Source organism: Acaryochloris marina MBIC11017, from assembly GCF_000018105.1.
Classification (GTDB): Bacteria; Cyanobacteriota; Cyanobacteriia; order Thermosynechococcales; family Thermosynechococcaceae; genus Acaryochloris; species Acaryochloris marina.
In genome coordinates, this window is the sequence record NC_009925.1 from 5,046,423 (window position 1) to 5,067,521 (window position 21,099).

A 21,099-nucleotide genomic window follows, 5' to 3' on the forward strand; every position below is an offset into this window, starting at 1 on the left:
AGCCTGGAAGGGCAGCAGTATAAAGGGAGTTAAATCTAGGTGTTGGCAGGAATCCAACTTATTTTTGGAATGACTGATATTCGGTGGAGGAGACTATTGCTCTCCATCATCATTTGGGTGATTTCAGAGGTTGGATTGACTTGTCTGGGGTTGGATGACTTAGCAGATTGTGGTGAATACATCTATAAGCATCGAAACATTGCCGTTGAGATTGCACCGGTCGCCCAAGCATTCCCCACTCCTAGCCTCGTTATTCCCACTATCTGCAGCCAGTTGTAACGGATTAGAGATATAGCGTTTCATGCATTTTGAACAGGTAACTTATCCATTTATCGGCATTGATCAACAGCCTTCAACCTGTATTTTGACGATTTATCGTCAGCCTAATTTTGATGTTGTGATGATTCAGAATTCATCCCAGGAAGACGAGACATTAGCGATTAAGCGATTGGATGCGATCTCAACCGGCGTTACCCGAGATTATCACCTCGATCCGGATCGCACCTGCTGGTTGATTCAGACCCCAGAGCCCTTGAATCTACTGGGGGAATATCGCAAAATCCCGATTCAAAACACGCGAGAGGGGATGGTGCTCGCCAATCCTGAGCAGCGATGGTTCTATCTATCTGAAGTAGATGTGCAAGCCATGCTTGGCATCCCTGTACAGACTGTCGCTTAATCTCACATTCCATTCACTGAATAAATTTGACTGTTCCCATGCATTTGGGAAGAGATCTCACTGTTGTCCTTTAGGAGAAATATGATGGCCGCCTCATCCCCACTAACCGGTATTGAATTAATTAACTGTGCCAAGGCCAATGCCAAGAAAGGTACTAAATTTGCAGCGAAACAATGTGGTTATGGTGACCCGACGCAATTTCTAAATGCGGTTCAAGACGCCTGCCAGAGTATTGGCGTTGATATCGATGAACTCCAAGATTTAGTGTCTGATCCACATCCGGCAAAAGTGATTTCTGGAATCGAGATTGCCCCAGAAACACCTACTAGCCTGTAGCTGAGTGCCAGGTCTTTGCTTGATTGACCTGCTCAATACTCATGCCGATTTTTATAGCAATTGTTTCAGCCGCTTTTTATGAATTTTTTGCAATCCTCCCCCCTAAAATATTTACCCCCGTTACTGGCTGTGGGCTTAGGCTTCAGTTTTCAAGCCATGCCCGGTCTAGCCGTTCAGCCATCAGTGCAGGCGGAATCTCACCTCTACGGACAGTCTCAGAAGCCCAACCAACTTAAACAGGGGTATGTGGTGTTCGAGCAGTATGGAAACACCGTCGTTGGAGCCTCCTACTATCCCCGCTCAGAATTTCGATGCTTTGTCGGTAACCTCGACCCACAATCAGAGGCGGTAACCGGGGTAATGTTAGCCTCGATGCAGAGGTCACAGACCCCGATCAATATCAATCTGTCTCCCTTGCATCAGCTGGATCGGCTGAGCCCAAATGACCAACGGATGCTAGCGACTTGTAAACAAGCTGTGGTTAATCGACAACAGCAACTCCCAGCCCGATGGCAACCGATTCCTGCAGCGCTACTGCAGTAAGCCTACCGAAACCCCCTTACGGCCCAGTAGCCCGATAGGGCTGAAGTTATGCCAGAGGTGAGAGCAATGGCAAATAGCCACCAAGCTGCGATCGCAGCGGACTGACGAACTTTATCGGCCTGACGTTGGGTGTCTTGTTTCAATTCACGGGCCTGCTGTTGCAGCTCGGTTTGCAGTTGATCGACTTGGTCTAAGAGTTGCTGCTGGAGTGCTTCAGCCTGTTCAGACAGTTGGTGTTTGACGGTATCTTCTAAGTCATCGCGGGTATGGATGATTTGTTGGTAGGTGGATTGGGTCAGTACGGAGATGCGATCGCGAATCTGCTGCCAAGAGGATTCTGTCAGTAATTCAGTGGGTGCTTTTCGGGCAAAATCTTGAAGACTGTCCCCGATCTGAGAAACCTCGATATGGGGTAGGGCATCACTTAGCGTTTCCTGGAGTTGAATCGACCCTGCATAGGGAAGCGAACTCAGTATCTCTCGGACCTTAGTCGCTACGGTGTCCAGAGAGGATTGGGCTTGTTTCTGCAAAGATTGAGCTTCCTCTCCTAGCTTTTCCCAAGTTAAAGCAAGCTGCAATGAAATTTGTTCCATTTCTGCAGCCGTTAAATCTTTCCGCTCCTGGAGTAGAGCAATGATTTCAGACTGGCAAGGAAGCTGGGGGAATGGGTTTGGTGATGAACTTCCCATATTGACTTCCTCTAAAAGGCACTTCAAGTCTTGTTCTATAGATTCAATCTTTGTAAGCGCAGCGCGATCCTGATATTTGAGATAGCGTTGGAGCTGACCTTGCCAATCTTGAGCAGTGCGTTGCGTCCGACGAGCCCAACGGCGAGGAAATTTGGCAATCTGCTGCCATTCTTCTTGCAGGGTCGCCAGGATTGAGTTCAGATTTTGGGGGGTAAGATCGTACTCGTCTTGTAACTCCTGAGCCAGTGACATCCAGTCCAGTTGTCCCAGATATTGGTTGAACACAGTTAAACCAGATGTCGGTTGATCGATCAGTTGCATCAGTTGAGGCTTGAGGTCTTCTAAGGTTATGGACTGAACATCCGGCCCTTGCAACTGCTCAGCAATGATGGTCTTAAGTCGTTTGTGAATAGATGGTGGAGCTGGCTGAATCGAATCGGGTAAAAGATGTTGCCAGTTTTCAGAGATTGCAGCTAATAGTGCTTTTCGTTTCTTGGGTTGGAGACCTTTACGCCGTTTCAAGATTTTTTGCAGAGCGTCAAGGTCTGGCGGATAGGAAGCCAGCATTGGAGTTGGAATGGGAATCTCTTCAATTAAGGATTTCAGTTTCTGTTCAATCCCCTCTGGACTCAATTTGCTCAGGGTGGTGTAGCGGCAATAAGACTCCAGTTTTTGTTGGATCTGATGGAGGTGCTCCCGTTCAGGCGGCTTCAGGTCTGAAGAAGGCTGTACTTGATCCAAGATATTGAGGCGCACCCGATTAAGCACGTTGGCAATTTTAGCCAGTTGATGATCAGGTAAATCCTGCCGTTGCTGGAGGAATTCCTGGATCTGATCGGGGGTGAGGAGAATTAGCTGTTGGTGAACAAGTGATGGATCCGCTGCAGGGTCATAAAGAATATCTTTGAAGTCAACCTCAATAATGTCCGGCTGCAGATTCCATGGGGGTGTGTTTAATAGGTAGTCTTCAACGTCCAACTGGATAATATTGATCGGTTGCTTGGACTCAGATGAACCCGTCAGTTTTTGCTGAGTCGATTGCAGGACCTGCCAAATTCGCTGTACGTCCCAGTCCGATAAATCAACTCGTCGGAGAGCAGTGCGAAGTAGCCCTTTGAAATCAATATCCTGTAACGTGCTCCAGGAATGGGAGGTTTCTAAGGGGGCGAGTTGCGTGGATAAGGATTCGGATTGTAAGTCCGATGGATCTGCCGTTTGCAGAAAGTTTTTGAGATCTGTGACAGGGGCCGATTGCTGAGGGTGTTCTGGAACTGGGTGTGGGTCGTTTCCCACCTCTTGAGTTAGCTTTTGAAGCTGCTGCTGAAGTTCTTCCAGTATGGGCTGAGGGAGGTTTAGCCGATTTTGCAACTCTTCTACGATCTGCCCCAAATCGATCGTGTGATTTTCTGTCGTATTGGCAATCACCTCTTCTGCAATTTGCGAGAGATGGGTTGCTTTAGAGGGGGTTTCAGACTTCAGCTTAGCTAGAGTGCTCTCAAATACAGGAGAGAAGTCCATGTCCTCCAAAGCCTGGATTAGCTTAGAATGTCCTATCACGTCTGGATCTTCATCAGCAGAGCTTGTGTCTGATGATGTGGGATTGAAGAGTTGGCCGACGGCTGCAAACAGTCGTCGTAATCCTGCGCGAGTAAACCCCAAGACCGTATCGGCGATAGTCCCCACTGCTGATGTGCTCAACCAAGTGAGCAGAATCAGATAAACGGCCCAAACTAAGCCCCCTAAAATTGCCCCTAGCCATGGATCGCTTACCTGACTGAGTTTGACTGCTAAATAACAAGCCGCAAATAACACTCCATCAATGGAGAGCATAATGGCCAAGCCTGCTGCGACACCGATCAGCGCAACACTACCAAAGCTAGCGTCTTCAGGTTCTGGTGGCTTATCTGAAGTTGGGGGGTTGGGTTTCAGGTTAAATATGGATAACCCAATGGCAATACCAAAATTAGCCAGCAATAACTGGAAAGCGAGTCCGAATAAAAGACCCGCTAAAACAACAACGATAATCTGTCCACCGGAGAGTATAGTGGCAGAGTCTAGACGAGAATTTAGCAAGGCTCTGTTGACGGTACTGATCATGGCCCTCCCAGAGAATGCATAGTCCTGAAACATTCGGTCCTAGAAAGATTGAGCTGATAGGGGCAAATTCTTAAAACCCTGTTGAAGAATGATGTCTATTGGTGGAATGAACGACTTGGGAGTCACTCGCAGTATGGGATATTTCCTCAAAAATTTCTGTCGGGACGACCCGTACTTTTAATTGAATGGGCTGTCCTAACTGTTCTATCAAAAATTGTCTCACCAGTCGGACTTGGTATTGGGAAATGGAGTCTGCTTTAGCTGCTACCTCTAATTCCACCCGCAGGCCGTTTAGCTGAGGCTGAACCTCAATATTTTTGATTTCCGTATCGGCAAAGGTTAGGGTCTGCCGACGCAGGAGGGCAGCCACCTGTCGATGTACATGCTCTTCTACCAAGATATTTCGCAGCGACAAACCCAACGGAATACCGAGCAGAAACAGGGCTAGAAACCCTGCAAATAAGCCCTTCTTTGCTCGCTCAAGGGAACCGTACTGTTGCCAGAGAAAGACCAGTGCCCCACTGAAGATAATACCCGTCAGGTTGGTGGCAAACAGAATGCTGGCCCCCAATGCGACACGAGCATTCCACCAGGCAATACCGATGCCGATCACGCTTAAAGGGGGAACAAGAGCTACAGAGATAGCAACTCCGGATAAAGCATTCTCAACTTGACGACGAGAAATAGCAAAAGCCCCTGCAGCGCCAGCCGCAAGCGCAACCCCCAGATCAATCAGGGTGGGACGAACCCGAGCCAAGATTTCTGAATTGGTTTGAGTTAATCCAAACAGCAGCGTAATCAGGGTTGCCGCTAGGATGGACAGCAAGATTCCCTTAAATGTGGTCAGGGCAGACCGCTTGAGGAGGCGACGATTGCCCATCACAATCGCATAGGCGATACCAATAATAGACCCCATCAAAGGGGCTATAATCATGGCTCCAATAATCACTGCAGCGCTACCTGAGAGTAGTCCTAGGGTGGCAATAACGCTGGACAAACCCAACATGGCATAGAAGCTGAGGGAAGGCACGGAGCTTTTCCATAAACTCCGATTGACGGCGGCAACGGGTCGGGGCTTTTCGGCAGCCCAGCTCCAATCGCCACTGTTTTGGTGCCACAGCTCAGCGACTTCTTTTTGAGCTGAATGTAAGCCTCGACGGCTTTTGCTGAAGTAGGTGCGGAGCTTAGTCATCAGTTTAGTCATGGATCGAGGATCCGTTAACGGTTGTTGGACATGGCTCCACGGGTGAGTCTAGGAGCGAGGGGCGTTGCGATGAAATATTTTTTTCAACCACTGCGGCAATTGCTGGATGGGGGAGTTACCTGAAGATGAGGCCGCTTTTTGAGCGTTGGGTTGAGAGGATTCCGGCAGAGTGACGGGATCTTGGAGGGCGGTCGCATAATGGGCGGGGCGAATCTGGGAGCCAAAGCGATTGGTATAGACCTTGGTTAGCTCTGCGCCAAAAAAGAAAATCTGTGCTGAATAATTGACCCACAGTAAAACGACGGCGAGGGACCCTGCTGCTCCGTAGGTGGAACTGAGACTGTTTCGACTCAAGTAGAGGCTAATCAAAAACTTCCCTATAGAAAACAGTAGAGATGTAAGGAACGAGCCAATCCAGACATCACTCCATTGAATCTCGACATCAGGCAAATACTTGTAAATTAAGGCGACGATAAAGGTGATGATGCTTAAGGAAAATACTGAATCTAGGATTCGCCCCACATGGATCCAAGAGCTGACATAGGTACTAGCACTATTACTGACCGCCGTTAGCCAGGTGCTGAGTCCTAAGATCAGGATTAAAACCAGCCCAACGCCGAGTACCATGACAAAGGCAAAGAACCGATCCCGCACAAATCCTTTCCACCCCCGATCTGGTGCAGGCTGAATTTTCCAAATGGAATTCAAGGCATCTTTGAGGTTGGTGAAGAGTCCAGTGGAGCCGACAAACAGTAAAACCAAACTCCCTAAGGTATCTCTCATTCCAGATCCTTGTAGGTAGGTTCCCCGCACCATCACCCGGATAATGGCGGCACCATCGGGGCCTAACCATTCTTTGAATTGCGCCATCACTTGCCCTTGGACGGTGCTTTGGTTAAATGCCAAACTTGCGATCGCGATCACAATCACTAACACTGGGGCGAGGGAAAAAGCCGTGTAGTAGGCCAAGGCCGCTGCCAACCGAGAGGCTTTATCTCTCTGCCACTCTAGCCCGGTTACTTTAAGCAACCAAAAGACGTTATCAAAGGGCATGCTGTGTCTCCTGCAAGAGTTGACGACGATTGGAGCAAGGGAGAGTTTTAACAATAGGCTGGAGCTAAATGGTTATCCCTTGGGATGAGTAACGGTGCTTGCTTGGGCAAGAATATTCCCAAAATCAAGCTGTTGCCAAGTCACCACACCCATAATTCCCAAAATTAAAATCATCCCCATACCCAAAAGCCCCTGGGTAAACCCCTGGGCCTGCTGTCGCGGAGGCTCTGAGCCATCAATTGCAACAAGCGGGTTGAAGGGGGGAGAAATTCAGATAGGGATATAAAAAGGCTAGGTAGCCTGAGACTACCTAGCATCCAGAGACACAGGCGTGAAAATGGTTATCCACCATGGCTAGTCAATGGCTTGCTTAATGTCATCCTTAATATTCTCAACGGCATGTTGAGTCTCGGCTTCAGCCTGCTTGGCTCGACCTTCTTCGCGATCTTGAGGGTTGCCGGTGAGTTCTCCCATCATTTCCTGGCCTTTCCCCTCAAGGTTTTTGACCGTGGCGTCAATTCTATCTTCAATACTCATGGCTAAACTCCTTTATTGTCAGTAGTTTTGGCGACATCAATAATCTATCAATCGGTCCACTGGTCCAGGCTCTACCGCAAGATAGTTTGATGGGTCTATCAAAAGACAGAGATCCACAGGGCGACCGCACATAGAAGTTAACAAAGCATTCGAATTAGGAAGAGGTGGAGGATAATGCCTCAAAAGCAACGCTCAGCAAGCCATGACATCCTCTCCCTTTGCCTCAATTATTGAACACTTCAGCGACTTAGACGACCCGAGAGCAGCCCACCGCATAGAGTATTCGCTAGAAGATATCATCTTCATCACCCTATGCGCTGTCCTTTGTGGAGCAGATAATTGGGTGGAAGTGGCCAACTATGGTTGTTCCAAAGCCCAGTGGTTAAAGCAATGGATAGCATTGCCAAACGGTATTCCCTCCCATGACACCTTCGAGTGGGTCTTTGCCAGATTGAAACCTCAACAATTGCAGCAGTGCTTTCTCAATTGGACTCAAGCCATCTATCATCTGAGCGCAGGAGCACTGATTGCCATTGACGGTAAGACGCTGCGGGGCGCGATTGCAACCGGTGAGCAGCGCAGCTTGATTCACATGGTCAGTGCATGGGCCAGTCACAATCGTCTCGTTTTAGGTCAACGCACCGTTGAGGAGAAATCTAATGAGATTACGGCTATCCCTGAATTACTGAAAATCCTAGAGCTTGAAGGAGCTTTGGTCAGTATTGACGCGATGGGCTGTCAAACCGCGATTGCCGAGACGATTATTGAGGGCCAAGGGGATTATGTGTTGGCCCTCAAAGGCAATCAAGGTGATTTATATAACGATGTGGTGCAACTGTTTGACCATGCTTGTCAGACTCAATTTCAGGGGATTGAGCATGATAGCTATCAAACCGTCGAGAAAGGGCATGGGCGAATTGAGCATCGCACCTATTGGACAATGGGGCAAACCGATTACTTACTGGGGGCTGAGCGTTGGGCTCAATTGAAGTCGATTGGGTGCGTTGAATCGTGTCGTCGTCAGCCAGGACACCCAGGCACACTTCAGCGGCGCTATTACCTTTTGAGCATTGAGAGTGATGCACAACGGTTTGCCGATGCTGTGCGCTCTCATTGGGGGATTGAAAACCAGTTGCACTGGATTTTGGATGTGGGATTTCGTGAAGATAAACTGCGTGCCTGTCAGGGATACAGTGCTCAAAACTTATCCGTCATTCGTCATATTGCTGCTAATTTGTTGCAGCAAGAGTCAACGGCTAAATGTGGGGTTAAGGCAAAACGGCTCAAGGCAGGTTGGGATGATGACTACCTGGTCAAGATCCTCAGCGCTGCTGCCAAGGGAATACCTGCTTCATGAAGAACTATGTGCGGTCGCCCTGCAGAGATCCATCATGTATGGCTTAAAGCTCATGTTTGATCGCTAGGCGATGGGAGTTCGGATTACCGCTTTATGTAGTGAGATTGGTCCTCCTGGTTGCCCAAAAGCTCTGGTTGGCCTCAATGCAATTAAAGCCATTGAGAAAAAATTTTGTAGTTGGAGTGAGTAGCCCATGCTCAAAGGGTTTGAGGCTTAATACCACTGTGATCAATGCCATTAAGAAATGGTTGAGCTAAAGAAAAGTGTGAGAAGGGTTGACAAAACTTTACATTGTGTTACATTAATTTATACAAGCATTTTTTACGGAGTCAAACACATGAGTACTAAGAATCCAGTTTGGGGGTTTACCAGCTACGCAGAGACTTTCAGCGGTCGCCTAGCAATGTATGGATTTTTCATTGCTTTAGTCACTGAAGTTTTAACTGGAAAAGGAATCCTAGGCCAGCTTTCTGCTTGGTTCTTCGTTAATTAATTTTTTATTGGCGGCAAACGGTCGCTAATAGTCCTTAATTTCTTCTTCCTTGTTATAAGACCCCGGTTTTGAGCTGGGGTCTTTTTCTGTAACTGTGCTGGTATTGTGGGTGCGATCGCATCACTCATACCCTCAATCATTTGAGAACACCGATAATGTCCTCACAACAGCGTTGCCGTAAACCTGTTAGATCCGCCACTGCTGACTGCCCCGCCTAACTAGTCCTAGATTTTGAAGATAATCCGGCAGTTATACAAGATTGGTCATCAATCGGATAGTGTCAGAGAAACCCTCTTCACAAGATATGATTTCTGCCAATGCCAACTCCCAAAGCTTCTCCAATCGAACTATCGCAGCAACAACACCATTGTTTGACCCAAATCGTGCGACAAACCACCAATCCTTATCGCTTGGTACGTCGAGCAAGCATCATCCTATCAGCCGCCTCAGGCGAAAGTAACACCCAGATTAGCCGTCAATGGCAACTCGACCGCAACCAAGTTCGCTATTGGCGTCAGCGCTGGCTTGATAATCAAGAGCGTCTTGCCCTTTGTGAGCAGGTAGACGACAGCGAAACAGAATTGCACCAGCAAGTGTTGGAGGCTTTAACAGATGCCCCGCGTCCAGGTGTCCCACCCACCTTTACCCCAGAGCAGGTGATCCAAATTGTGGCTATTGCCTGTGAATCTCCCCAGGACTCAGCCCGACCTGTGAGTCAATGGACACCTGAAGAGATTGCTGATGAAGCGATTAAACGCGGCATCGTCCCTCACCTGTCGGCCAGCAGTGTGAGACGTTTTTTGGGGAGAGGCTCAGCTGCAGCCCCATCGGAGTCGCTATTGGCTCAATGCTAACCCTGAGGACCCAGAGGTGTTCGAGGCGAAAGTGCGTCAGATTTGTCAACTGTATGACTCAGCAGCTGAATTGGCAGCTCAACAGATTCACCTTGTCAGTACGGATGAAATGACGGGCATTCAAGCGCTTGAACGACTATACCTAGACCAAGCCATGAAACCAGGGCAACCACGTCGCTTGGAATTTGAATATAAACGGCACGGTACCCTCAGTTTGATTGCCAACTGGCACGTGGCTCTGGGAAAGGTGATTGCGCCTTCTATCGGACCCACTCGAAAAGAGTTTGACTTTGCCAATCATATTGCCAATACCGTTGAAACAGCACCGGACGATGGATGGATTTTTCTACTCGACCAACTCAATACCCATCGCTCTGCTTCCTTGGTGCGATGGGTTGCTGCTTGTTGCGGTATGGATTCAGAGTTAGGTGTTAAAGGTCAATCCGGTATTCTCAAATCGATGGAGACTCGCACAGCTTTCTTGAGCGACCCCAGCCATCGGATCCGATTTGTTTATATCCCCAAACATACCTCCTGGCTCAATCAGATTGAATGCTGGTTTAGTATTTTGGTGCGTCGATTGATTCGTCGAGGCAATTTCACCTCCAAGGATGATTTGCAACAGCGCATCCTCGAATTTATTGAGTATTTCAATCACACGATGGCCAAACCTTTCCAATGGCAATTTAAGGGATTCCAACCTCGACTATAGCTGATGAACTATTTACAGATCTCTGCACTAGGACACTCATAACCCATGACCCAACTGAATTTGGCTACCTGGGACAACCTGCTGCGGAAGTATGTCAATGACCAAGGCCAGATCGCCTATGACTCCTGGAAACAGAACTCCCTCGCAGAACTTGAACAGTGGTTAACGAATGTGAGGAACGTAGATCTGCAGGGGTTAGATAGACAACAAGCAATCGCCTTTCTCCTAAATCTATATAACGCCCTCACCATCCGCCAGGTGCTCCACCAGTACCCCATCGACTCCATTCGACCTCAGGTGTTGGGTATTCCCAACTGGCTCACCTTTCTGCGGTTCTTCACCCAAACGATCTTTACCCTCAACGGCCAATCCCTGAGCCTCAATACCATTGAGCACAAGATTCTCCGCCAGCAATATCCCGAGCCACGCATACACTTTGCCTTAGTTTGTGCCTCCGTTGGCTGTCCGTTGTTACGAGCAGAAGCTTATATCCCAGACAGACTGACTGCTCAACTGGAAGACGACTGTGAACGGTTTATCAACAACCCAGACAAAGTTCGTTACGACGCTGCAAGTCAAACCCTTTACTGCAGCAAGATTTTCAAATGGTACAAAACTGATTTCCTTACCGTGGCGGACTCCATGCCAACTTATATTGGCCGCTATTTCAAAGACCCGCTCCCCCCTGATGTGACCCTGGTTTATCTACCCTATAGTTGGGATCTCAATCAATGCCTATCTTCGTAACGGTGCTCGGCTGGGTTCAAGATCGAATACGATTAAGGACCTGATCGACAGAGAGTATGGAGCGCAACAACCTCGCCTTTTACGACCAACAAGCTGACCAGTGGTGGAATGAGACCGCAACCATCTTCCCCCTGAGTAAGCTGAATCCCCTGCGGTTTCAGTATTTTGATCGGTTTATCCAGGATTGGAATGGACTTAAAGTTTTAGATGTGGGCTGTGGGGGTGGATATACCTGTGAATTTTTGGCCCAGCGAGGAGCAACGGTGACTGGAATTGATCCGTCTGCTGCCTGCATTGAAGCGGCAAAACGCCATGCTGAACAGATGGGGTTGACCATTGACTACCACGTTGGCATGGGAGAAACCCTGCCATTCGGAAATGATTGCTTTGACGTCGTGGTTTGTGTGGATGTGTTGGAACATGTCAAGAGTGTTGCCACTACGGTGACAGAAATTAGCCGAGTAATAGGTCCAGGAGGGCTATTCTGCTTTGATACCATCAACCGTACTTGGCAGTCTCGCTGGCTGATGATCTGGCTACTAGAAGATGTACTGCGACAAATTCCTCGGGGAATTCATGATTGGCATCAGTTTGTTCCCCCAGAAGACTTGCATCAACAGTTGGTGCATGTTGGGTTTTCACAAGTTACCCTCCAGGGATTTGATCTATTTGGCCGAACACCTCTAGCCCAGATATCCAACTTGATTCACTTTCTAAAGACGGGGGAGTTTCGGGTTCAATTCGATGACAACACTGGAGTCATGTACATCGGTGCGGCTCAGATGAGTTAGTGATGGAACGTTAATTGGCCGATGCCAGCTGGAATGTTCAAGAGAAGTTGAAGGCTGGGGTAGGGTCTTTAGTTGTAAATCCCTCCATCATTATTCACAGTTCTGGGCAGTTAAAATCGCGACTCTAATCGCGCTATCAATTGCCAAATCTTTATGGTCGAGATCTATCTGTTCATGTCGTGTTCTCTGGGCTAAGACACCGCAGACACAAGCCGCAGCAAAATGATAGACACCCGCCATTTTGAATAAGGTGCCTGCTTCCATTTCGTAGTTGAGGATGTTTAATGCTCGGTATTCTTCTGTGATGTTTTGCAGAGAACGCAGCAGAGTTGGGTTTGCAGAATCGGTTCGTTCTTGGCCTTCATAAAACGTATCTACCGATGCCGTAATCCCCAGATGATGGGTGAGTTCTAGTTCTTTGGCGGCTTGAACTAAGGCGACAGTCAGAAATGGATCAGCAGAGGCCGGATATTCGATGGGTGCAATATCGTTGGCAGCTCCTTGGCGACAGAGTGCGGCCTGAGAAATAACGATACTGCCTGTTTTGACATGGTCTTGGATGGAACCACAGGTGCCGATGCGAATAATTTTCTTGATGCCAATTTGGACTAATTCATTAACGACAATACTCAAGGAAGGGGCACCCATTCCGCTCGTTGCAGATAATATGGGACATCCGTTGGGTAAGACTCCCCAATAGCTATGCAGACCACGATTTTCTGATAGTCGCTGCACATTTTCTAAATATTGGTCGGCAATTTGATAGGCGCGTTGAGGATCGCCCGATAATAAAGCCAATGTTGGGGGATTGCTACCAAGGTCATCCCGGTTAAAACCAATGTGGTACAGTGTTGAGCCCATTTCATATGATGAGTTGGGGGAATAAATCCAAAAGACCTGGGGGTATTCAATTCATACCTAATGGACTTTAGCAGAGATAACGACTTTTGGAGATAGTTCTGAAGTGATGCACCTCTATGGAAGTAACGTTTTGTTCGAGGTGGTATCACTAGAGATGAGGGGGGCCAGCTCAAGATCCAATCTCAGGTATTCACAACCTACTCCCTAGCAATTAAGAAGACACCTATGTTGAGTATCAGCATCAAAGTTCTTCCGCTAACGTCGGCTACATTGATTTTGCTGTCTCAATACACCCCTGCGATCGCAGCGTCAACCTGGATGCCGGAGTTTGATCCGGGCAAATCAGTCTATGTTGATCCAGCTTTGTCAGGGCATCCTATTGCCCCCTTCCAGTTCTCTCCCAAATTGGAGACTCAGCTCTCCCAGGAATCCAAAGAAGGTCTGCGCTATTTTGTGGTGGCGGCCCAACAAGGTAATGAGCCTATCCCTTCAGGTAAGCCCTTGGGAGTGGCAAAAGTCGATGAGCTGTTGTCAATCTGGACCACTCGCCCAGGCTTTCCCCGAGAGAACTATGTTGTCATCTTCTGGGTTCGTAAGCGTGTGAGTGTCTATAAAGGCTCAGTAGGAGTTAATGCGGGTAAAGCTGGTCGGGAAGCAGGTGTGCTTCCAGCACGGCTCTCCAGTCCCACTGGACTGGTCATTCCGGCGTTAAAAGCCAATATGCCTGCCGATCCTGAAGGGGCAATGATAGATATCGTCACCAATATTGAAAATCAAGTTACATCCTACCGAGAAACACAGGTCCGGCGTCAAAGAGCTGCTAAAGCCCGGCAAGAGCAGGAGCGGGTTGCTGCCCAAGAACGGGAGCAGTTTAACCAAAATCTTCAGTCCTGGTTGCAAGCATTCGTCAATGCGCTCCCATTTGTGGGAGGTATGGGTGGAATTGGCTTCATCCTGATGAATGGACGGCGGCGGAAAGCCAAGGCTCAAAAGCTAATTAATGAATGGTCAACCCTCTGCCAAAATACCTCAAATCTTTATTTAGAGGTAGAAAATAATGAGCTACCGAAACTCCAGGCACTCCCCTTAGACATTGATGAGATGCTCAAGGCCAAGTTTGACCTACTAGTGCATCGCTTAGCAGAATTTATGGCCTGGTCATCGGTTGCCAGCGAATTAGTCACCCAAGCTCAAGCCTTGTTAAACAAAGGGAAGTCTCGTCAAGCGATCTACACTCTAACGAAAGACAGTGTGATCGTTGAAAACAACAAAGTCCCAGTGGTTCTCGCCAGTTTACGTGGAGGGATCGATATTGCCCAAACGTTGATGGCTGATGAGCTTAAAAGTGGCCTAAACGATCAATGGCAATCCATAAAATCGGCTTTGAGCGAACTGCTCTCTATTCAACAAAGCTATTTGGAACTATCCCAGAAAGATATATTCACAGTCCTACTGAAGCGTCCAGAAGAAATTTTAGACAAGCATATTCCAGAACTTAATCGTTATGGACTCCATCAAGGGGCCTTTGTGAATTCATCTCATGGGTTTGAGAACTGGGTAAGCGAATATGGGCAACTGATTCAACAGACTGAACTAGAATTCACATCCTCGCAAATCGTGAATTCAGTAGAGAACCAAAAGAAAGCAATTGAAATGCTAGATCGACTGGCATCTCGTATTCAACAAGCCGTCATGGATAAGAGAAAATGCGAGAAGGTGACCCACCAGAATTTTTCTGGCAAGAAACTGGCAGAAAAAATTGCACAAGCTTCGACAGCCCTTGAGCAAGTAAAGACCCACTTCCCCCATGAGCCATACCTGCGATATGAAGCAAATGTGGAAAAAGCCTTAGCCGTGAAGAACGAGCAGTTTCCCCAGAACCACGCTCAATTTATTCAGGCTTATCAACAGAAGTATTTTAGTGATGCTCTCAAGCGACTAGAGCAGACTCGCACTCTAGAAAAAGATTGGATGATGACCCTTACCCGAATTGTTGACTATCCAGTGAGACTTCAGGAAAAGAAACGAATGCTGGAGAGGCAGCTAGAAAGCATTCAGCGCCGCAACCAAGCGTTGCAAAGTCGGCATCAGGTAGAGTTTGGCACCCTGGCTTGGAATTCATCATCTCTGGACAGTCTGGAGAGCAGAATCGATGCACTTGAATATTCTGTCTCACGAGCAGAGGACGAACAACAGCGGGAATCATCTTCAAGCAGCTCTCTCTGGTCTGACGATAGCTCTTGGAACTCAAGTAGTGGATCGGATTTTAGTAGTTTTAGTGGTAGTGACTACGGTAGTAGCGGCAGCGATTATGGTAGTGGCAGTGGGGGTGGAGATTATTAACCGGAGATTGCTAGAGGCATTCAATCTTCGGAGTCCCACCCCAGTCTTTTGTTCTAAAGCTGAAAAATTGTTTTGATCAACAGCAACGTCAAGAAAGCGCATCCTAGAACGATAAGCACAGTCAGTAGGGTAATTCCCAATACAAAGAGAGGATTACCTTTCTTAGGGGGGGATGACACGGTCAGGTGTTGATCTACTAAAGCCATATTGCGGGTGTTGGCTTTCCAGGTAAAGTCGAGGAAGTCACCTATCCCCGGCACAATCCCCACCAAAGAGTCGAGCAGAATATTCACCACCATTTGCCAAACCACATCCTTGGGGATTCCCATCTGAGCCGCTTGGTAGACAATATAGGCTCCAACCGCACCGCCAACAACATCACCACTCCCCCCCGCAATTCCTAGAAGGCCCAAGATCGGGTCTAGTCCAAAACGGAGTTTGGTACCCGGAATAGAGATGGAGTTGTCTAGCAAAAAGGCCAGACGATGAAGCCGCTGGACTTTATCTGCCATTGGCTGTGATGCAGAATTTAGGGATTTAGATTCGGACATGTTGCTCGCTTGCTATGCTGCTTTATCACTGAATTGGCTGCATTGCCATATTCCTGCTTGGAGACCGTATTTCTTTCCCTAATTTATACTTTTTCTAGTAAAATAGTACATATATACTATTAAAGGAATTGAATCGGCATGGTCCAATACACCCTGAAAGAAGACCCAGAAGCAGTGATCAAGATTCCTGGTAAGGACTCCAAAAAGGCTCGCGAAAAAGCTATGAATCAACTGATGGACTTGATGGATAGTGGAAAACTTAAAACCTCCCTCAATCAAGGCTTTAGTCCCAATGACTTCATTGAAGTCCAGACGACGGTTCCAACTAAGCCGTCTCCCCAGGAAGATGAAGTTGCTCAAGCGGTGCAAATCTTAAATCTCCTTGCCTCTCTCAAGTTGAAGATGCAGGAGTTGCAACAACAGGCCTTGAAAACTCGGGCAATTGTCGATTTACTATTCTCGGATGAACCCATTTCAGAAGAAGACGTTTTGCAGTTGAAAGAAGGGTTTAAAGTGCTGAAAAAATTTGCTCAAGCCAATATTCAATATCAGGAAACCCGGAAACGAGCTGAATCGGCAAGAGCTATTTTAGATCGGGCTTTGCAATCTAAGTAAAGGCTGGATAGGTACCGAGTATTGCGCCTCAATCATCCTGGGTCTGCTGGCAAGGCGACTGGCCGTTGTTAACGAGAAACTTCTTCACCCATCAGGGATGCGGCAATCGTCGCGAATTGATTGATGCTCAGAGAAATACGTCCTTCCTGTGGGTAGGTGATGAGTTGAGTGGTGGTTAGACTCTCTGTCAGTTGCCTAATCATTTTTATGGGCACGTTGCGGTCTTGTTCACCGTAGAATCCAGATCAAGGATATTTGAATTTCTTCTAAATTGAAGTCCCACTCATGGGTATATAAATACTTCTTTGGCAGTTTTGAAGAAGTTATCTATTTATCTTGCATTATCTTGAGCACATTTTTAAATAAACTTAATAACCAAAACAACACCAAAGAGCACAAAAAAGCATTTTTATTCTGATTCTTTACTTATAGGCTTCTATATAGATAGAAGCCCAATTAGATGCTGCGTTGGTGTTGAGGATTCTGTTAGTTATACTTCTGAGAGTGAATTTTGCCAAATTATTCGATTATCAATAGCATTTATCCCCTACTAACTCTGGGTTCTAGTCTAATAAACATCATGCAGCGCGATGCTCAGGAATAAGTATTGTGTAAGCGCTTTAAATTTCTGTTCGCGCCCCTGATGACATGGTTGCTAGGAGATGAGGGATGCAACCAGCTCATAACAAAGGACTCTAATTTATTGCATAAGTAATTTTGCTGTAGAGCTATATCTAGATACGGATGAACCAATCAAGTGGATTGCTGTAAACACAAGAAGGGAAATTTGAGTAAGCGCTGCGCCAAAGATTTTGCACTTAATAGTCAACTAAAAATATGCTATATCTTGAGCCCAAATATATAGATGCAGTAAAAAATGTTTCACAAGCTGCTGACTTATACTCTCTTTTGCAAAATGCGATCCAGCTTGAGCATTCAACTATTCCACCATACTTAACTGCAGCATATAGTCTGAAACCTGCAAACAGCGAAATAAGGCGAATCATAGCTAACATTGCTGCAGAAGAAATGTTGCATATGGCAATTGTTGCAAATATACTTAATGCGATTGGTGGATCCCCACAAATTTCTATTCCGGAATTTATTCCAAAGTATCCAACTACATTACCGATGGGCATCATTGGTGGATTAGAGGTTGGGTTAGAAAGATTCTCCAAAGACTTAGTAAAGAATAAGTTTATGGAAATTGAGCAACCGGAGAATCCTATTTTCGAAGAAAATGATTCTACCTCAACTGGGGCTTCAAGTTCTGATCTCGTAACAATTGGCGACTTCTATCGGGAGATCATAAATAAAATAAGTGAACTTGGAGATGATATTTTTACTGGCGATCCTGAATTACAGGTTGTCATGGGTGCGGGATTTCCCATTAGTCAGCTCTTTCCAATTACAAATAGTGATACAGCAATTAGATCTCTTGAGTGGATTATTAAAGAGGGTGAAGGGACAACTAGACTACCCTTCGATGATGAAGATGAGCCAGCTCATTATTATCAATTTGAGGCAATTTTTGAAGGCCGCCAGCTTGATCCAGATGCAGAAGAAGAAGAAGAAGGGTATCCTTACACAGGTCGAGAGATTCGCTTCGATCCCTCAGAAGTCTGGGACTTTCCTAGTAACCAAAAAGCAGCTAACTATCCAGACGGTTCAGAAGAACGCAGGAGAGTCGATCAATTTAACCTAGCTTATTCAAATATTCTACGAGTCTTACAAGAGGCCTTCAATGGTAAACCAGAAGAAATAGGTGAATCAGTTTTCCTGATGGGAGGACTTAGAAGATTTGCACGAGATGTTGTTTCTAGGACTGATCCAAGGACAAACATGAAATGCGGGCTTACCTTTGAATTTATTGAAGAGTGAGAAATGCATATTTTTCGCAATTATTCTAGATGTCAACAACACAAATAATGCAATCAGAATAGGAGAAAATAATGGCTTTCCCGAGCGATTTTAGCAATGTTGAAATTTGCAAGATTCATCCTGCAATTGGTATTGCTAGAGTATCTAATAATGACGATTTCTATATTTTCGGAAATGATCCAGGAAATTACAAATCAGGTGGCTTAATAAAGAGGCAGGCTGTTCAATTTAGAATTTTTGTCTATGGAGAAAATAATGTCGGTCTTGGAGAGTTGACACCTCAGGTCATGAGTGATCTCGGTATTACAGCAATTTGGTCTGCTAAGGTAGCAAATCGAAAGATTGCTAGATTGGAAGGTACCCCATTAAGCGGCAATGAGTTTGTCATCTCTGCTGAGGCCACATCAAACGATGCAAATAGTGGACAACTTGTTGGTTCGTTACCAGACTTTGATGAAGGCTCTGCAATACCTTTAGGCCAAATTACACGTGAAGGCGTGTTCATCCCTCCAAAAGGTGGTGTCTATAGGAAATCATCTGGTGTTGAAATTGAGCCTTATCCTGCATTATCTGCACAAGTTGCTGACACAAGTTGTGATGGTTCAGTATCAGTGAACCTCACTATAGATGGGGCTGGACAAATTGAAGTTCTACCTGCATGTATCATAGTTGCTCCACAAGACTTCTCTCCTGATACAAATGAAGGATATACACTAAATGAATATCTAAAGGATGCTTTAGATATTCCACTGAAAAGAGAGTTGCCACCTGTTGACAATATACATAATCAGACTGCACGTGAAATTGATGAAGAAGCTCTTAAAACTGGAAGTGCTGATTTTGCTCCTGGATATGAAGTTTCATTAGGTGGGCGTGGTGAAGTTTTAGATATTAGAAATCTTGTTTATAGAAGTCAAGATGATCCTAGGATTGATCCTCGAGAAGTAAGAATTCTCTACAAGAATAAACAAAACAAGTTAGAGCCTCGTGGAGCAGTACCAGGACAGTTGACTAGTGGTTTATGTTCTTCATGGCAAGGTGATTTTACAGCTTGTGTGGGCTATTGGGTAGAACATTTGCCACCAAACGCCTTCTTGGATGAGGACGCTTCAACAGAAGTTCGTGTTTTCAGAAAGCAATATTCTGATACATCTTCATCAGCTGAAGAATTGCGAACAGGTGAAGAATTTAATATAGGAGTAGATAAAGTTGGTATCGTTCGTTTGAGAGAAAGTCGAAAAGTAGAAACAGAACGTGATCCAGGAGATGATATCTAAGCTTAGAATCAATCAGTTGCTAATCCTTTACTGGAGAATCTTTCTTAGGCCATGGATAGGTGATTGCAACTGATTCTCCTTCGATACTAATCATTGATTGTAATCAGGCAATGATACAAATCATGTCCCAATACTCCTCTAAGTTAAAGATGCCGAATGTACATCTGTTTCGAGCAGAAGAGCATTCTATGCTGCTATCTATTGAGCAAGGTTCAATATATGAAATCGATGATATTTACGCTGAGATGCTCGATCGATGGATGGAATTTGGTGAAGTAGAAAGAGTGCATCAAGTATTATCGGCAAAGGGAATACATCTGAATTCAGTTCCTCCTGAGGCTCCACCTAAATCTATTCCAATTCATGCACTCTCTCTAGCCATAGCTCAAAAATGTAATCTTGGTTGCACCTACTGCTATGCCCATCAAGGTAGCTTTGGTGGCAATGAAGGTAGTATGTCTTTTGAGGTCGCGAGGAATTCTATTGATCTCTTGTTGAAAGGAACAGAATCTGGAGAAACAGTTTCCTTAGCCTATTTAGGAGGAGAACCTTTAGCCAATCGTTCTGTTTTGCAGAAAACAACAGAATACACTATTGCCAAAGCTTCTTCAGTGGGAATTAAGACAAACTTCTCATTGACAACGAATGGAACATTGTTGACTGTTGAAGATGCAGAGTTTTTTAATAATCATGGCTTTTCTGTCACGATTAGCATTGATGGAAATCAAGAAAAACATGATTTCCTAAGACCATTTAAATCAGGAAAGGGAAGTTACAAAACGGTCATAGAAAAAGTAAAACTTTTATTAGATATTCCTCACCGACGTTGTCGAGTATCCGCAAGAGTTACAGTGACACCTGAAAACTTGTGTTTGGAAGAGACTCTGGACAAACTCGTTTCACTCGGCTTTGATAATGTCATGTTCTCTCCAGTTCTGAAATCACCAACTGGCCTACATCAAATGGGAGAATTTGAATTTGAAGTGCTGCTAAATCAAATGATAGAGTGTGGCCAAAAATTTGAGCAGAATTTTGAAGATCACAAGATCTATCCCTTTGCAAATATACTGAACACGCTTCAACGAATACATCATTATAGATGTGACGCTTACCCCTGTGGCGCAGGAGGAGCCTATTTGGGTGTTTCTTCAAAGGGAGACTTGTATGCTTGTCATCGATTTGTTGATGATGCTCAAGGTTCAATGGGAAATATCGTAGATGGTGTTGATCCTGCTAAGCAAGAGAATTGGCTGGCGGCCAGAAATGTGCATACTCAGGAACCATGCAAGGCTTGCTGGGCACGATACTTGTGTGGAGGCGGTTGTCATCATGAATCAATTTACAGAGGTCGACCTGCCTGCGATTACATTCGCGGTTGGTTGCATTACTGTTTAGGCGTATATGTCAAGCTTCTTAAGATTAATCCTTCACTCCTGGATCAGATTTTGAACAACCAATCTGTTTCTGGATAGCTATCGA

22 protein-coding genes are annotated in these 21,099 nt (G+C 46.0%); 15 read left to right on the forward strand and 7 right to left on the reverse strand.

Annotated elements, in window-relative coordinates; translation table 11 throughout:
* The first annotated feature begins 69 nt into the window (after nucleotides 1-69).
* From AM1_RS22645 to AM1_RS22660, 4 genes are all read left to right on the forward strand, one after another.
* Nucleotides 70-279, forward strand: coding sequence for a hypothetical protein (locus AM1_RS22645; protein WP_148215802.1), 210 nt, complete (start codon nucleotides 70-72; stop codon nucleotides 277-279).
* A 22-nt stretch (nucleotides 280-301) separates the two neighbouring features.
* The gene (locus AM1_RS22650; protein WP_012165238.1) at nucleotides 302-679 is read left to right on the forward strand and encodes a hypothetical protein; all 378 of its coding nucleotides are present in this window, start codon (nucleotides 302-304) and stop codon (nucleotides 677-679) included.
* An 84-nt stretch (nucleotides 680-763) separates the two neighbouring features.
* Nucleotides 764-1,015, forward strand: coding sequence for a hypothetical protein (locus AM1_RS22655; protein ID WP_012165239.1), 252 nt, complete (start codon nucleotides 764-766; stop codon nucleotides 1,013-1,015).
* Nucleotides 1,016-1,093: 78 nt separating this feature from the next.
* On the forward strand, nucleotides 1,094-1,558 hold the full coding sequence (locus AM1_RS22660; protein ID WP_012165240.1) for a hypothetical protein: 465 nt from the start codon (nucleotides 1,094-1,096) through the stop codon (nucleotides 1,556-1,558).
* A 2-nt stretch (nucleotides 1,559-1,560) separates the two neighbouring features.
* Here the strand turns inward: AM1_RS22660 and AM1_RS22665 are convergent, their stop codons facing one another.
* The 4 genes from AM1_RS22665 to AM1_RS22680 all read right to left on the reverse strand — a co-directional run bounded on the left by AM1_RS22665 (nucleotide 1,561) and on the right by AM1_RS22680 (nucleotide 7,138).
* On the reverse strand, nucleotides 1,561-4,377 hold the full coding sequence (locus AM1_RS22665) for an MFS transporter (protein ID WP_238549045.1): 2,817 nt from the start codon (nucleotides 4,375-4,377) through the stop codon (nucleotides 1,561-1,563).
* Between the two features lie 37 nt (nucleotides 4,378-4,414).
* The gene (locus AM1_RS22670; protein ID WP_238549046.1) at nucleotides 4,415-5,548 is read right to left on the reverse strand and encodes a TIGR00341 family protein; all 1,134 of its coding nucleotides are present in this window, start codon (nucleotides 5,546-5,548) and stop codon (nucleotides 4,415-4,417) included.
* A 48-nt stretch (nucleotides 5,549-5,596) separates the two neighbouring features.
* Nucleotides 5,597-6,601 (reverse strand): YihY/virulence factor BrkB family protein, encoded by a 1,005-nt coding sequence (locus tag AM1_RS22675; protein ID WP_012165243.1) that lies wholly within the window; start codon nucleotides 6,599-6,601, stop codon nucleotides 5,597-5,599.
* 354 nt (nucleotides 6,602-6,955) lie between these two features.
* On the reverse strand, nucleotides 6,956-7,138 hold the full coding sequence (locus tag AM1_RS22680; RefSeq protein WP_010481357.1) for a CsbD family protein: 183 nt from the start codon (nucleotides 7,136-7,138) through the stop codon (nucleotides 6,956-6,958).
* Between the two features lie 202 nt (nucleotides 7,139-7,340).
* On the opposite strand from AM1_RS22680, the gene AM1_RS22685 reads away from it, so the two are divergent.
* The 6 genes from AM1_RS22685 (at nucleotide 7,341) to ubiG (ending at nucleotide 12,092) form a co-directional block, all read left to right on the forward strand.
* The gene (locus AM1_RS22685) at nucleotides 7,341-8,495 is read left to right on the forward strand and encodes an ISAs1-like element ISAcma2 family transposase (protein WP_012165245.1); all 1,155 of its coding nucleotides are present in this window, start codon (nucleotides 7,341-7,343) and stop codon (nucleotides 8,493-8,495) included.
* 337 nt (nucleotides 8,496-8,832) lie between these two features.
* Nucleotides 8,833-8,988, forward strand: a complete 156-nt coding sequence (locus AM1_RS22690) for a high light inducible protein (RefSeq protein WP_012165247.1) — start codon at nucleotides 8,833-8,835, stop codon at nucleotides 8,986-8,988.
* Between the two features lie 317 nt (nucleotides 8,989-9,305).
* On the forward strand, nucleotides 9,306-9,842 hold the full coding sequence (locus tag AM1_RS22695) for a helix-turn-helix domain-containing protein (RefSeq protein ID WP_049783712.1): 537 nt from the start codon (nucleotides 9,306-9,308) through the stop codon (nucleotides 9,840-9,842).
* Nucleotides 9,843-9,951: 109 nt separating this feature from the next.
* Nucleotides 9,952-10,554 carry a transposase gene (locus AM1_RS43285; RefSeq protein ID WP_049783824.1) on the forward strand — a complete coding sequence of 201 codons (603 nt, stop codon included), beginning with the start codon at nucleotides 9,952-9,954 and terminating at the stop codon, nucleotides 10,552-10,554.
* 45 nt (nucleotides 10,555-10,599) lie between these two features.
* On the forward strand, nucleotides 10,600-11,301 hold the full coding sequence (locus AM1_RS22705) for a DUF547 domain-containing protein (RefSeq protein WP_012165249.1): 702 nt from the start codon (nucleotides 10,600-10,602) through the stop codon (nucleotides 11,299-11,301).
* Between the two features lie 56 nt (nucleotides 11,302-11,357).
* Complete coding sequence (gene ubiG, locus AM1_RS22710; protein WP_012165250.1) at nucleotides 11,358-12,092, forward strand: bifunctional 2-polyprenyl-6-hydroxyphenol methylase/3-demethylubiquinol 3-O-methyltransferase UbiG; 735 nt, start codon at nucleotides 11,358-11,360, stop codon at nucleotides 12,090-12,092.
* Between the two features lie 90 nt (nucleotides 12,093-12,182).
* Here ubiG and AM1_RS22715 read toward each other — a convergent pair whose 3' ends face one another.
* Nucleotides 12,183-12,953: a nucleoside phosphorylase gene (locus tag AM1_RS22715; RefSeq protein WP_012165252.1), complete on the reverse strand. Its 771-nt coding sequence runs from the start codon at nucleotides 12,951-12,953 to the stop codon at nucleotides 12,183-12,185.
* A 225-nt stretch (nucleotides 12,954-13,178) separates the two neighbouring features.
* On the opposite strand from AM1_RS22715, the gene AM1_RS22720 reads away from it, so the two are divergent.
* Nucleotides 13,179-15,296 (forward strand): hypothetical protein, encoded by a 2,118-nt coding sequence (locus AM1_RS22720; RefSeq protein ID WP_012165253.1) that lies wholly within the window; start codon nucleotides 13,179-13,181, stop codon nucleotides 15,294-15,296.
* A gap of 53 nt (nucleotides 15,297-15,349) precedes the next feature.
* On the opposite strand, the gene AM1_RS22725 is transcribed toward AM1_RS22720, so the two are convergent.
* The gene (locus tag AM1_RS22725; RefSeq protein ID WP_012165254.1) at nucleotides 15,350-15,847 is read right to left on the reverse strand and encodes a DUF4112 domain-containing protein; all 498 of its coding nucleotides are present in this window, start codon (nucleotides 15,845-15,847) and stop codon (nucleotides 15,350-15,352) included.
* 138 nt (nucleotides 15,848-15,985) lie between these two features.
* On the opposite strand from AM1_RS22725, the gene AM1_RS22730 reads away from it, so the two are divergent.
* Nucleotides 15,986-16,462, forward strand: a complete 477-nt coding sequence (locus AM1_RS22730) for a hypothetical protein (RefSeq protein WP_012165255.1) — start codon at nucleotides 15,986-15,988, stop codon at nucleotides 16,460-16,462.
* Between the two features lie 68 nt (nucleotides 16,463-16,530).
* Here the strand turns inward: AM1_RS22730 and AM1_RS44025 are convergent, their stop codons facing one another.
* Complete coding sequence (locus AM1_RS44025; RefSeq protein ID WP_012165256.1) at nucleotides 16,531-16,665, reverse strand: hypothetical protein; 135 nt, start codon at nucleotides 16,663-16,665, stop codon at nucleotides 16,531-16,533.
* Between the two features lie 634 nt (nucleotides 16,666-17,299).
* Here AM1_RS44025 and AM1_RS22735 point away from each other — a divergent pair.
* From AM1_RS22735 to AM1_RS22745, 3 genes are all read left to right on the forward strand, one after another.
* Entirely contained in the window at nucleotides 17,300-18,343 is a 1,044-nt protein-coding gene (locus AM1_RS22735; RefSeq protein WP_012165258.1) for a ferritin-like domain-containing protein, read from the forward strand.
* A gap of 71 nt (nucleotides 18,344-18,414) precedes the next feature.
* Nucleotides 18,415-19,620 carry a LodA/GoxA family CTQ-dependent oxidase gene (locus tag AM1_RS22740; RefSeq protein WP_012165259.1) on the forward strand — a complete coding sequence of 402 codons (1,206 nt, stop codon included), beginning with the start codon at nucleotides 18,415-18,417 and terminating at the stop codon, nucleotides 19,618-19,620.
* Between the two features lie 59 nt (nucleotides 19,621-19,679).
* On the forward strand, nucleotides 19,680-21,092 hold the full coding sequence (locus AM1_RS22745; RefSeq protein WP_148215803.1) for a radical SAM/SPASM domain-containing protein: 1,413 nt from the start codon (nucleotides 19,680-19,682) through the stop codon (nucleotides 21,090-21,092).
* Nucleotides 21,093-21,099 lie beyond the last annotated feature (7 nt).